This window comes from Sporosarcina gallistercoris, from assembly GCF_050459885.1.
Taxonomy (GTDB): Bacteria; Bacillota; Bacilli; order Bacillales_A; family Planococcaceae; genus Sporosarcina; species Sporosarcina gallistercoris_A.
The window spans coordinates 20,571-33,977 of sequence record NZ_JBCMNO010000004.1 but is presented as its reverse complement, the minus strand read 5'-3'; the positions used below and the strand labels follow the sequence as shown (position 1 = coordinate 33,977).

Here is a 13,407-nt window from a genome sequence, read left to right as displayed (position 1 = left end):
AGTAGAAAGAGTTCGCATAGGAAATGGGGAAAAAGTGTGAAGAAAGCAGTCATATTCGATTTTGATGGAACGATTATAGATACAGAATCAGCTTGGTTTGATATTTATCAAGAAATCTTGAAGGAGCAGCATGGATTCGATTTGACGTTGGAGGAATTCGTGAAAGTGGTAGGGTCAACGGACGGCGCATTATTCGACTTCATTGACCAGTCACTCGAAGTCCCTATGGACCGGACTATTTTTCATGACCAAGTCAATTTGCGTTTCGAAACGATTCGAGAACAACTCGCATTGCGTGATGGTTTTTTAGATACAGTCAAACAGCTGAAACAGCGTGGAGTACTGCTGGCAGTTGCGAGCAGTTCGAGATTGACTTGGATTGAAGGGTTCTTGAAGCAATACGGCTTGCTGGAATACTTCCCTATCATCGTTTCAGCAGAGGATGTGGAAGAAGTGAAGCCGAACCCAGCCATTTATAACGTGGCATTGGAACGTCTAGGTGTTACTGCAGACGAAGCGATTGCAGTAGAGGACTCCTACAATGGATCGATTGCAGCAATAAGCGCAGGTGTGCATTGTTTAATCATCCCGAACGATGTCACTCGCTCATTATCATTCCATGAAAAGGGACAACTGATCGAATCATTTGCTGACTTCGATTACGCATTACTTGAGAAGTGAATAGGGGGACAAGCCTTTGAAGAGTCGACAGTTGGAAATCCTGCTTTACTTGCTGAAAACGAAAAAAACCACGCATCGCGACCTAGCTGAAGCATTTGAAGTGAGTGTAAAAACGATTCAGCGGGATGTCGATCGTCTGTCTGTTCAAGGGATCCCGGTGTATACAAAGCAAGGTAATGACGGTGGGATTTATATAGAACCGTCTTATAAGCTGTCTCGTAGTTTCTTTACAAAAAAAGACTTGCAGACAGTCATTTTTGCGTTGTCCCTATTCGATCAGATTTCCCATGAGGATAAAATGACAAGTATCCTTTCAAAGCTAGCGCTAATTGAACCGGATTTCGTCCATCTATTGGAACAAGATGCTTCGGAATACTTCGTAGTAGACGTCGTAGACGAACCGGTATCGATGGAGGAGGGCGTGTATGCTGCGATAAATACGTGTTTTGACTCCGAGCAATTATTGCAGCTGACTGTGAAGGGGAAGGTCCAAACGGTAGCACCTATCAGCTACGTACTGCGCAGTGATGGCCTCCATTTGTACGCATACGGAGAGGACTATTGCCTGCTTCCACTTGCAGACGTTACGGAATTCGAGATATTGGACCGAGAATTCGAACGTGATTTCGAACCCTATCATTCCATGAAAAAAGTCTTTGAAATTCAGGAATAATCAGTTTTTCAAATAAGACAATAGGTGTCCGGTTATTCGGATAGACTAAGGGTATTGGAGGGATGTTGGATGGAAGAATCCATTTATACCCGTTATTCGGTCAATCGGCTGATTTTTATATTTTCACTGCCTGCGATTCTGTCACTCATCGTCGAGCTCATGACAGGCATTGTGGATACTGCTTTTGCTGGACATCTTGGCAATGCGAGTGAAAGTGCGCTGACTGCAATGGGACTCGTGTCACCACTGTTAGGTGTTTTTGTAGCAATTCAATCGCTTTTTGCGATTTCTACAGCAATCATGGTCTCCTCATTACTTGGAAAGAAAGATCGGAATGCACTCGATTCCCATGTGCAAACCGGCTTCCTAATGACACTTTTCTTAAATACGGTAATTTCTATCACTTTTTGGTTTTTCCTGGAACCGGTACTTAGGAAGATGGGCGCAACTGGAGAAGTTCTAGCACTCGCGATTGTCTATATGCGAGTGATCCTCATTAGTAATATCTTCAGCTCGCTCGGTTACTTACTGACCAGTGTCGTTCGGGCATTTGGACATCCGAAAACGGAAATGGTGATAGTTACCCTCTCAGTTGCCATCAATCTAGTTGCAAACGCGGTACTGACTTTCGGCTTCGGACTCGGAATCCTAGGGATTGCACTGGGGACGCTTATTAGTGAAGTTGTATGTGCAGCGCTTGCGATCGTCTGGATGAAAAGAAAAGGCTACTGGTTCACCTATCGTCCGCAACCGATGAAACAGATGGTTACGATCACTTGGAGTCTGGTGAAAATCGGATCCGTTCAAACCGTTCTGCAGTCTCTCGCTGGAGTTACAGCATTTTTAGTCAATCATCAGCTACTGACATGGGCAGGCAGCTCACAAATCGGAAGTTGGAATATCGCGAACAAAGTGTATATGTTGCTTCTCATGCCGATTATTGGGCTCACCCAATCGGTGCAATCGATTCTTGCGTACTTCAATGGCAGTGGAAATACGGAAAAACAACGTTCAACCGCTGTGAACACCATTTTACTGAGCGTAGGATATGGTGGTTTCGCTACAATCCTCTGTTTCCTGGCGGGTTCAGCCATTGTAGAAGTATTCTCGACAAATGAGATCTTACAAAAAGAAGCCCTTCAAATGATGAAAATGGTGTTCATCACGTTCCCATTCGTCGGCATCACCTACACGATGATTACATTGCTTCAAGTAACAGGAAGAGAAGGTCAATCGCTTCTCATTGCAGGCTTCCGACAAGTACTCGTCATCATACCGCTTGTTTTCGCCATGCCATTTCTAGTTCAATGGCTTTCCATACCGGTCGCTCCGGCGTTAGCGGTCATCATGGCGATTCCGGTAGCGGACACGTTTACTCTGGTGCTTGCATGGTTTCTAGGAAGAAGAGTTTCCAGACAGGTCATTCAAGTTGGTGAATAATGTTAAGCGTTCTATCCTGAAATGGATGGGACGCTTTTAAATTGGCGGATTTTAGGGAAGAGGGAACAATATAGCGAAATTTGAAACTATAACGGGGGTATTTCGTAATAGAATGAAGGGAGTGATGGACGTGAAAAAAGTTTTGATAAGCATGGTGATGTTCGTATTATTACTTGCCTATCCGGTTCCAGCATTTGCAGATGACTATACGATTAAAGAGTTTAGGATTGATGCCCATCTTGAAATGGATGGGAATGTGCAAGTGAAGGAACAGTTAACGTATGAATTTGAGGGCTCGTTCAATGGGATTACGCGAGATTTATATCCAAAAGAAGGTAGCGAAATCCGCGATCTTCATGCTGAAGAAAATGGGAAGTCCTTGAAAATCGAAGGTGAAGAAGGCAGTTATAAAATTCATAGGAAGTCAAAAGACGAAACTGTCTCTATTGAATTATCCTACATGATTATCAACGGTGTAGAGAAACATTCAGATATGGCTCAATTTTACTGGCCTTTTTTTGACGATCGCAACGAAACTGATTTTGAAAATGTAATGATTTCCATTCACCCACCTCAAGCGACGGATGACGTCATTGCTATGGGGTACGATGCAGCTCGAGGAGCTGGAACAACTGATGAAGAAGGGAATGTCATCTTTAAACTTGGAGAAGTGTCTGCTGGGACGAATGCGGACATCCGGGTGGGATATGCCGCATCCTTGTTTGCCGGTATTGCTGCCGCAAGTGACAAAGAAATCCGTTCCGAATTGGAGCAGGAGCAAGCGACACTAGCAGCCGCTCAAGCCCGTTACGACAACATGCACAACTTATCAGGGCAGACAGCGCCGTATATTGTGGGAGGCGCAGTGCTGCTTCTGCTGATGATTGGTGGATATGCTTTACGCTTACAACGTCAACGGAAAATTCAAGCCGACCTACAATATCCGGAAGCCTACTTCGTTCCGGAAGCGATTATGAGCCTGCCTGCAACGCTCAGATATACTGTACCTCATGTGGAAAGTACACAAGTCCAAACGACGGCATTGTTGGATCTACTTCGAAAAGGGTACATTGAGAAAAAAGGAGAAGAGGCATTTCGCGTCATAAGCCGCGATACCGAACAGGAGCACGAGCGCTTGCTCATCGAGTGGCTATTCGATGGGTTTGGTGACGGCGAAACGTTTTCCTATAAAGATTTGAATGTATTGGAGGGAGACAAATTATCCGTTCGGAAAGAAGTGGAAAAGTATAATACGCTCCAAAGCTCTTGGGAAAAAGCCTTGAAGGAAGAAATCGATGGAAACAATCTGAAAGGGGGAGCAAAGGGAGTGCGTATCCTATCTGTTCTAGTAGGATTCTTACTCGTTCCACCAATGATTTTTTTCGGAATCTACGATCAGCCGATGTGGCTATTGTTTTCCATTTTCCCAAGTTTATTGCTTGTATTGTTTGGATTGTTATACGCTCCTAAAACAGTCAAAGGGCATGGAATCCAGCATCAATGGGACGCTTTCAGACAGCGGCTGCCTGAAGTATCGGGCGCTGATTTGAGTGAACAACTGGATGATGAGCAAAAGCGTGCTGTAATTTTCGGGATCGGGACAAAAACGATGGATGAAAACAAATTGGTTGAACCGGACTCGTTATATGAGCGTGGCTACGTACCGCCGATCATGTATTATTTCCCGATTGGCTCATATGCCTATTTGCAATTGAACCGTGCGGATAGTGCAGTGGCAGCGTCCACTACTTCCTCCTCTTCTACATCTTCAGGAGGAGGCGGGGTCGGCGGAGGTGGTGGAGGCGCCGGAGCTTTTTAACCCTTGCGACAAGGAATGGTCACACCGACAAGGTTCTTTTGAACAATTAGCTTTGTTACACCAAATAACCGTGATAAGATGAGAAAATAACTTATTTTCAGGTCGATACTGTTTGTAGGAGCGGAATATATGAAAAAATCATCTATTACACTATGGTTGTTATTAACAAATTTACTCATTGCTTTCTTAGGCATAGGTCTCGTAATTCCAGTAATGCCCACATTAATGAATGAATTGCACTTGTCAGGGAAAGTAGTCGGCTATTTAGTTGCATTCTTTGCAGTCGCGCAACTTGTCGCATCTCCATTATCAGGGCGTTGGGTGGATTCAGTTGGACGAAAGAAAATGATTGTCATTGGACTTGTCATGTTCAGTGCATCGGAACTGCTGTTTGCAGTCGGCCAGTCGCTGTCTGTCCTATTTGCATCCCGGATTGTCGGGGGAGTAAGTGCAGCTTTCATCATGCCTGCAGTCACAGCCTTCATTGCAGATATCACTACGAACGAAACCCGCGCGAAGGCGCTTGGTTACATGTCGGCAGCGATTTCCACCGGATTCATCCTCGGTCCGGGAATCGGCGGGTTTCTCGCGACATTCGGTACTCGGGTCCCGTTTTTCTTCGCAGCGGGTCTGGCGCTTTTTGCTGCCATCTTTTCGCTCATCATGTTACGTGAACCGGAACGTCAATATGAAGAGACGATGAACACGAAAAAACCAGGATTCAAAAGGATCTTTGCACCGATATACTTCATCGCATTTGTCCTGATTTTTGTGTTGTCATTCGGACTTGCATCGTTCGAATCCATTTTCAGCCTGTTTGTCGATCACAAATTCGCATTCACACCAGCCGATATTGCCATCGTAATTACAGGAAGCGGAATTGTCGGTGCAATTGCACAAGTTGTCCTATTTGACCGACTTTCAAAACGGATAGGTGAAAAGAAGCTCATTTACCTGTGCCTTGTTTTATCCGCTGTCTTAGTTGGCGCAATGACTGTAGTGAATTCCTATTTTGCAGTGTTAGCAGTAACGATGGTCGTATTTGTCGGATTTGACTTAATCCGTCCAGCGGCAACATCCTACTTGTCTAAAATCGCGGGGAATGAACAAGGGTTTGTCGGAGGAATGAACTCCATGTTCACTAGTATCGGGAATATGATCGGCCCGATAGTAGGAGGTATTCTGTTCGACATTGACCTGGACTATCCATTTTACTTCGCAACGATTGTACTCATCGGTGGAGCGATACTCGCATTCGTGTGGATGCGCAGACCTGACGCAACAAAAGACCCTATACACCAGCCATTGTAATTGGCTGTTGGACAGGGTCTTTTCTATAGGAAGAACACGATCAATTGTGAGGCAATCGCAACGAGTATAAGGGCGAATGGATACGCAGCTGCATAGGCAATCGCTGGGTCTTCCGAATCGATAAGCTGATTCAAAGCACCAAGTGCCGGTGTGCTCGTCATGCCCCCTGATAGTCCGCCTAAGGAGTGGACTACGCTTAGTTTCAACAGCTTCCGTGCCGCCAAATAGCCGCCGAATATCGGGACCAGGGTTATCAGAATGCCCCCAAATATCAGTTTTACGCCTTCTGTCTGAATCACTTCGACAATTCCGGCACCCGCTGTTGTTCCGGCGCCCGCTAGGAACAGCACAAGACCAAGCTCGCGGATGACATGATTGGATGGGCCATAATAGCGGACATGAATCGGTCCGAGCTTACCGAAATGCCCGATGATCAGAGCAACAAAAAGCGGTCCTCCCGCAGTGCCTAACTGAATGGTGCCTAGTCCAGGAAGTGGTATCGGTACCATTCCAAGCAATACTCCAAGCAGCAGCGTCACGCTAATTGAAAAAACATCCAAATTTGTGATGGTGAGTTTTTTCCGGGTGAAGATCTGTTCGACTTCATCGAGCCGCTGTTCCGTACTCACAATTGTCAACACGTCACCGCGGATCAATGGTAAATTCGGGTTTTGTGTCAGTTCAATTCCTTCCCGTGTAATGCGGGTTACCGTTGTCCCATGGTCTTTGCGTAATCGTAGTTCTTTCAGTGTTTTTCCGATAACCTCATCGGCATCGATGGTGACTTTCCGAAGATGGACATTATCTGGATTTTCCAGGTCCGTATGGACGGGATTGCCTACATAAGCGATCAGCCCATCGAGCTTCGTTTCGTTCCCAACGACGACTAGATAATCTCCATTCAGCAAAATCGTATCACCTAGAGCAATCATAGTATGACCGTCCCGGATGACCCGACTGACGACAGCGTCATAAGGCGCGAAATTCAACTCGTTCAAACTGCTTTTATGAAGCATAGGGTTTGTCACTTCAAGCGTAGTGAGCACGGGAGAACCTGCTGTCCGGATTGGATTAGCTGTCTCTTCCAAGTCTTTTTGCAAGTCGATCTTCCCGATGCGGGGCAGCAGCTGGACGAACAGGACGACAGCGAGAACCCCGAATGGATAGGCGATCCCATACCCGACTGACGCAAGGGGATCATGTGTTGCCTGCAAGGCTGCGGCCAAGCCGGGTGTACTCGTAAGTGCCCCTGTCATTAATCCGACACTCAGAGCTGGATCGAGATGGAGCCCTTTCGCAACAAGAATGGTTGTCACGACGGCAAATAGGATGATCACGAACGATAAAATACCGAAGATCAAGCCGCTGGATCGCAGCATACGGAAGAACTTGGGACCAGCCTGCAGACCGATCCCGACAATGAATAAACTTAAGCCGAAATTCTGGATGACCGGAGAAACCGCAAAACCGAAATGTCCAAAAACCATTGCCACGAGCAAAACTCCGGCGGCCCCTAAGTTCAGACCTTTAATCGACCACGAACCGAACCAAGAACCCAAAAACAATATAACAAATAATAAGATCAGCGGTTCGTCGAGTAACGAGCGCAATAATTCCATCCAATCACCTCTATTGAAACAATCTACCCTAAGTATACTGTAATGAACCAGCTGAGTGCAGTGACTTTACATGGAAGTACTCTTCGGGCAGCAAGGGTTAACCTTGTTGCTGCCTCGCTAACAATGCAAATTAGTTATGGAACGAATGAGTATCCGAGTGTCAGAAAACTACGGGTACAGATGATAATGACCCCCTCCAGGTGATAGGACTATGACGATATTACCTCGCATGAGCAGTGGATGTCAGTTTATTATTCGGACAATTAGTGAAATAGGATGACCAGGTTAGTCATGTTACGAAATAGGGAAGGAAGGATATGAGGGTTTAGTTGGTTACACAATGAAAGGAGGGTTCCCGTGGGGATTCTGTTGATCATTTTCATCGCACTAGGTGCAGCGGGTTTGCTTCTTCAAGGGATGATGTATACGAAGCGATTCAACTTGAATTTAGGGATCCGTGTTCTGAATGCAGCGCTTGGGCTTATCATTGCTTACATAACGTTCACCTCATTCCCGGAGAGTGAAATGACAAGAAAGTCTATCGCCGTGGCATTGGGGATTAGTGCTATAGCAGGACTTGCAATCAGTCTGTTGAAACGAAACGCGTTCGTAGGCAGATTACTTCTAACTCTATCCGTTTTAGTAGGGCTCGGCTTTTTGTATACCGGTATATGAATCGAAATAGGCAGGCTGCTTCTATTCAAGAAGCAGTCTGTTTTGTTGTTGACTCTTACGTTACGTCAGGCTTTACACTGAAAGTATGAAAGGAGAAGGGTTATGAAAGTGAAAGAAGTAGCAGCTCTATCGGGCGTGAGTGTCCGAACGCTGCATCATTACGATGAGATAGGACTACTGAATCCGGCAGAAACGACTGAAGCGGGATATCGGATCTATTCGGACGGAAATCTTGCTGAGCTCCAGCAGATTCTGTATTACAGAACTCTTGGATTTTCACTGAAACAAATCCAGGGAATACTGACGAATCCGTCCTTCAATCGACTGGAAGCGTTGGAAAGTCAGCGGCAGATGCTCCTTCAGAAGCGGATGCAACTCGACGACATGATTGGGGCGATTGAGCAAACGATAAAGGAAGGAAAGGGTGTAATGACAATGACACACGAAGAACGATTCAAAGGGTTCGATTTCAACGGGAATCCTTATGAACAGGAAGCACGCGAACGGTGGGGGAAAGAAGCTGTCGACGAGACAAACAAGAGATTGAACCAGTTCGGAAGTGAAAAGCAGGAAAGAATGAATGAAATTTACAGACGGCTTGCTGAAGTACGCCATCTGCCAGCGGATACTGAGGAAGCCCAAGCAGCAATCGGTGAATGGTATCAGTTCTTGAATACGATTGGCACGTACTCACTGGATGCATTCGCAGGACTTGGGGAGATGTATGTGACAGATAATCGTTTCGCAACGAACATCGACCAGTTTGGTCAGGGGTTAGCTAGCTTCATGAGCGTTGCGATGAAAGAGTTTGCACGATCAAATAGCTAACTGAAACAGGTGCCTTTTTGACGGCGCCTGTTTTAGTTTGACCTCGATTGGCCATTGTCTTATGATTGATGAATCTAAATAGTTTGACACTAGATGGAAAGGTTGTGAGCCAATGAACGTACCTGCTAAATTACAGTTGGGTGATGAGATTCGTATTGTCGCGCCGAGTCGGAGTGGCGCAATATTGTCTGAAGAGGGAGTGAAGAGTGCGACAGAACGACTGGAATCTCTTGGATACAAAGTGACGTTCGGTAAGTATGCATTTGAGTCGGATCTTCACCACTCCGCTTCCATTGAACACCGAGTCGGGGATCTTCATGAAGCGTTCAGAGATCCCGCTGTCAAAGGGGTTTTGACCGTCATTGGCGGATTTAATAGCAATGAGCTACTGCCGTATCTGGATTATGATCTGATCGGGAAGAATCCGAAAGTGTTTTGTGGATACAGTGACATCACTGCGATTGCAACAGCAATTACGGCCAAAACAGGGATGGTCACGTATTCCGGACCTCATTTTTCAAGTTTTTCGATGGACATTGACCGAGAATGGCAGACGGAGTTCTTCAAAAAATGTCTCATGCAAAAAGAACGTTTTGCGCTCACACCTTCTGAGCAATGGAGCGATGATTCGTGGTATTTGGATCAGGAGAATCGATCGTTTGAACCGACTGAGTGGAAAGTCTATAACGAGGGATTGGCAAGGGGACGTGTTTTTGGTGCGAATTTATGTACGTTGAACTTGTTGCAAGGAACTGAGTATATGCCTGACTTGAGGGATTCGATCGTATTCATTGAAGATGATGAAATGACCATTCCTGAGACGTTTGCGCGCGATTTGACTTCCTTGCTGCAAGTAGCTGGTGACATCCGTGGACTCGTAATCGGACGTTTTCAAAGGGAATCCAAGGTTTCTGAAGAGCACATCCGCTATGTCCTCGGAAAACATCCGATGCTCCAACACATTCCCGTTCTCTATGATGTGGATTTCGGTCATACCCAACCGATGTTCACCTTCCCGATTGGTGGGGAGGCAGTTTTAGATAGTAAGGATTGTACCATTGAATTGAACGTGTTCTAACATTTTGTTCAAACTGGCATTGCTTAAAGCAGTGCTTTTTTTGCGTAATTTTCATTTATATAGATAGGAAGCGCGGACTTTTCAACTTCCCAGAAAATCTTTCAGCGCTGTGTGAAATAATGACTGACAAAACCGTTACCGATTCCAACAGTCGGTGTCTAAGTAGATAGAAGAGAGGTGATAGGATGTCTGCAGAACAATGGTTTGAGGACTATGCCGGGGCAGTGTATAGCTACATTTTGATGCAAGTTCGCGATCCGCATATCGCAGAGGAGCTGACTCAAGAAACATTTGTGAAAGTTGTAGAGAAAGGCCATCAGTTCGACGGCCGGTCAGCAGTGAAAACGTGGATCTTTCGAATTGCTTACACGACAACGCTGAATCACTACAGAAAAAAGCATCCCCTGACACACTATCTCGACAAGGAGTTCCACATCTTCGGCGGTCACCCGTCCACGCAAGAGACGGCACTGCTCAATGCGCAGGAAACACAGTTCTACGAAGCACTTCGTAAGCTGAAAAAAAGCTACCGGCAAGTAATCCTGCTGCGGCATATACAAGGATTCTCTACGAAAGATACAGCCGTGGTTCTAGACAGCTCGGAAGGAAAAGTGAAAATGAGTCTCAAACGGGCGATAGCCGCGTTCAAAAAAGAACTCGAGAAAGGAGGCATGAGCCATGAAACCCTATACCGACGATGAGATGATCGAAAAACTGGAAACACTCAGTGAGGCGTTCCACCCGACCCATAAACAAAAAGAAAGCATGCATGCAACGATATTCCAACAAAAAAACAAGCGGAAAAAGCGATCACCACTGCAATGGAAACCTGCACTCATCTCCCTACTCCTACTCGTCACCTTCGTGTCAGCTGTCACCCTCATGATTAGCAAGCCGGACTCTCACAGCTTGGGCTTTTTCGCAAAAGACGTCACTAAATCATGGAACCACGTCGTTATGAAGCAAGAAAGTTCAAATGACCTGACTTCCTATTACCTGTATTTTGATGAAGATACCCTGCATATTCAAAACGTGGATATAGGATCATCCTTAATGGGTTCAGGTATGAGCGAATCAGAAATCCAAGAAGCTGCAGCAGATCATCAAACAAAACTAGCAAAGATGACGCTGCAAGAAGGCGAATACCCGAATTACACCGTTAAAAAGAAGAAAAACCTCTATGAAATCACGGTATCCGGGAACCACGGCTTCACGTACACATTGGAAAAAACGGCTCCGCGGAAATATACAGGGGAAGACGGCATTCGCTATAGCACGGGTCAATATATTGAATAAGCCATGACAGACGGGACTCTCAGTATAAGGAGAATTCCGTCTTTTGCCTTTTTTTATCGGCGATAGAATGATTTTAATTTATGGGAAAAGATAGATAATTGACAAATAAGTGTTATAATTTAGAAAGAATAGTTAGGCTTATACCTGGCTTTTACATGAAGTTTTTGTTGAAAGTGAATTCTGGTCAACGGTGTTTTGAAAAGATCTAGCATATTGAAAACGCTTCTATGGAAAGAAGGTCTACTATGATAAGAGCTTTTGAAGAATCTGATATGGATACCGTGGTTGCCATTTGGTACAAAGGATCGTTGCAAGCTCACCATTTCATCGTTGCCGATTATTGGGCGTCGCAAGTCATGGATATGAGAGAAAAGTATATCCCGATGTCAGAAACGCATGTCCTAACTACACACTCAAAAGTTATCGGGTTCATTTCAATGGTTGACAATTATTTGGCTGCCCTCTTCATTGATACAGAATGGCAGAACAAGGGTGCAGGAAAACAGTTACTGGATTTTGAAAAGGGACGAAAAAGCACGATTCAAGTGAAAGTGTATAAAGAGAATCTATCCGCCATACGCTTTTACAGGAAGAACACCTTTGTGGTCAAAGAAGAGATAACGGATGAGCAAACTGATCAGAGAGAGTACTTGATGGAGTGGAACGGTGAATCTTAATATTTAGGAGTGAGAGCTTACTCCTGCGGTCTTGTTAACGGTGGACTTAATGATACATAAAGAGGTGTAAAAGATGAGTAACCAGTTTGAACTGAGTTTCAAGAACAAGGTAGTCAAAATGTGGCTGATTCTTATGGTACCCAACGTCTTTGTACAAATATGTCTTACCCAGTTCACTGAAGTGCCAAGAATTATCCCGGCGTGTCTCCCTGCAATTTCTTTAATCGTCTTTTTCTCTTGGTTTTACTGGTACAAGAGAAAAGAGCAGTCTGTTGCCTGAGTATTTAGGTTAAACACGATTGTTAGGCAAAGTCTATGAGAGAGGTTTAGAAGCTATAGTAATAGAATTGCCGGTAGAGTCAAGAGTTCAATCTCAAGATGAGTGTCCATAACATCCACTCAACTGAACTCACGGAGGGCTTTAATGAAGTTTCAGAAACACTTTCAAGTAAGGTGCCTATTCAACTAACTGGTGCGTTTAATGAATTAGGGTTGCGCTTCCATCGGGCCATTTAATTGGATGACATATTAAGCGAATTATGGATGTCTTAAATGATTATTATACATCTAAATAGCAGATGAGCATTCAAGAAATACGGGAAGAGGGGTTATGTGTACAAATTTTTAAAAATTACACTTATTGTTTTGGGAGTAATTATATTAGGCATTGCTGTACTTGTATTTTCCTTTATTCAAAGTATGAAACCGGATAAGGACAAAGAGGAAGAGGTAAAAGATCAAGCTGAACAATATTTAAAGGATAATTTTAATAGCAATTTTGTGATATATGACACGTTGTTTGATAATATGGGGAACTTTGGATTTGAATATGCCGCCAAAGTCAGGGATACAGTTACTGAAACGCAATTTTTAGTTTATTATGATGATGAAAAGAATCACATGGTTGATACTTATATTGCGGAAAAATGGGCCAAGGATTTAGAGAAGAAAATAAGCCCTTTTATCGAGGAGAACCTTGAAGATTCCACTGATTTCTACGTTTTCTTTGATGACAAAATAGGAAGTGAATTTGATATCGATCCTAATAATCCTAGAACTTACAAAGATTTCGATGTTGATCCTACTATCCGTATTACAGTGCCTAGAAAAAAGAGTGACGAGGACGAAAAAATTATTAATGAGTTCGTATCTTTGTTGAAAAGCGAAGCTGATTTACAACATGGGTCTGTTGTTATGGAGTTTATCGCAGAAAATGGAGTGATTTTAGATGATGAATGGTGGAAAGATTTTTAAATGAAAAGAGAACTTGATTTCAGAAATCGAACCCTTATATTGGGTAGGGTTTGAGG

13 protein-coding genes are annotated in these 13,407 nt (G+C 44.4%); 12 read left to right on the top strand and 1 reads right to left on the bottom strand.

The features are described 5' to 3' along the window. Positions 1 to 36 precede the first annotated feature (36 nt). The 5 genes from ABE021_RS01410 to ABE021_RS01390 all read left to right on the top strand — a co-directional run bounded on the left by ABE021_RS01410 (position 37) and on the right by ABE021_RS01390 (position 5,924). A complete protein-coding gene (locus ABE021_RS01410) occupies positions 37 to 681 on the top strand; it encodes an HAD family hydrolase (protein WP_430286380.1) in 645 nt (214 codons plus the stop codon). A gap of 16 nt (positions 682 to 697) precedes the next feature. Further along, entirely contained in the window at positions 698 to 1,354 is a 657-nt protein-coding gene (locus tag ABE021_RS01405) for a helix-turn-helix transcriptional regulator (RefSeq protein ID WP_430286379.1), read from the top strand. Between the two features lie 69 nt (positions 1,355 to 1,423). Beyond that, on the top strand, positions 1,424 to 2,794 hold the full coding sequence (locus tag ABE021_RS01400; protein ID WP_430286378.1) for an MATE family efflux transporter: 1,371 nt from the start codon (positions 1,424 to 1,426) through the stop codon (positions 2,792 to 2,794). A gap of 130 nt (positions 2,795 to 2,924) precedes the next feature. Continuing rightward, complete coding sequence (locus ABE021_RS01395) at positions 2,925 to 4,613, top strand: DUF2207 domain-containing protein (RefSeq protein ID WP_430286377.1); 1,689 nt, start codon at positions 2,925 to 2,927, stop codon at positions 4,611 to 4,613. 129 nt (positions 4,614 to 4,742) lie between these two features. Further along, a complete protein-coding gene (locus ABE021_RS01390; protein WP_430286376.1) occupies positions 4,743 to 5,924 on the top strand; it encodes an MFS transporter in 1,182 nt (393 codons plus the stop codon). Between the two features lie 23 nt (positions 5,925 to 5,947). On the opposite strand, the gene ABE021_RS01385 is transcribed toward ABE021_RS01390, so the two are convergent. After that, positions 5,948 to 7,543 (bottom strand): aspartate:alanine exchanger family transporter, encoded by a 1,596-nt coding sequence (locus ABE021_RS01385; protein WP_430286375.1) that lies wholly within the window; start codon positions 7,541 to 7,543, stop codon positions 5,948 to 5,950. A gap of 357 nt (positions 7,544 to 7,900) precedes the next feature. Here ABE021_RS01385 and ABE021_RS01380 point away from each other — a divergent pair, with 357 nt between their 5' ends. The 7 genes from ABE021_RS01380 to ABE021_RS01350 all read left to right on the top strand — a co-directional run bounded on the left by ABE021_RS01380 (position 7,901) and on the right by ABE021_RS01350 (position 13,351). Continuing rightward, positions 7,901 to 8,218 carry a hypothetical protein gene (locus ABE021_RS01380; RefSeq protein WP_430286374.1) on the top strand — a complete coding sequence of 106 codons (318 nt, stop codon included), beginning with the start codon at positions 7,901 to 7,903 and terminating at the stop codon, positions 8,216 to 8,218. Positions 8,219 to 8,320: 102 nt separating this feature from the next. After that, the gene (locus tag ABE021_RS01375) at positions 8,321 to 9,046 is read left to right on the top strand and encodes a MerR family transcriptional regulator (RefSeq protein ID WP_430286373.1); all 726 of its coding nucleotides are present in this window, start codon (positions 8,321 to 8,323) and stop codon (positions 9,044 to 9,046) included. Between the two features lie 112 nt (positions 9,047 to 9,158). Continuing rightward, positions 9,159 to 10,124, top strand: a complete 966-nt coding sequence (locus ABE021_RS01370; protein WP_430286372.1) for a S66 family peptidase — start codon at positions 9,159 to 9,161, stop codon at positions 10,122 to 10,124. A 185-nt stretch (positions 10,125 to 10,309) separates the two neighbouring features. Next, the gene (locus ABE021_RS01365; RefSeq protein WP_430286371.1) at positions 10,310 to 10,825 is read left to right on the top strand and encodes an RNA polymerase sigma factor; all 516 of its coding nucleotides are present in this window, start codon (positions 10,310 to 10,312) and stop codon (positions 10,823 to 10,825) included. After that, positions 10,803 to 11,420 (top strand): hypothetical protein, encoded by a 618-nt coding sequence (locus ABE021_RS01360; RefSeq protein ID WP_430286370.1) that lies wholly within the window; start codon positions 10,803 to 10,805, stop codon positions 11,418 to 11,420. The genes ABE021_RS01365 and ABE021_RS01360 overlap by 23 nt, the downstream gene beginning before the upstream one ends. Positions 11,421 to 11,665: 245 nt before the next feature. Further along, on the top strand, positions 11,666 to 12,097 hold the full coding sequence (locus ABE021_RS01355; protein ID WP_430286369.1) for a GNAT family N-acetyltransferase: 432 nt from the start codon (positions 11,666 to 11,668) through the stop codon (positions 12,095 to 12,097). Positions 12,098 to 12,709: 612 nt separating this feature from the next. Continuing rightward, positions 12,710 to 13,351: a hypothetical protein gene (locus ABE021_RS01350; protein ID WP_430286368.1), complete on the top strand. Its 642-nt coding sequence runs from the start codon at positions 12,710 to 12,712 to the stop codon at positions 13,349 to 13,351. The last annotated feature ends 56 nt before the right edge of the window (positions 13,352 to 13,407 follow it).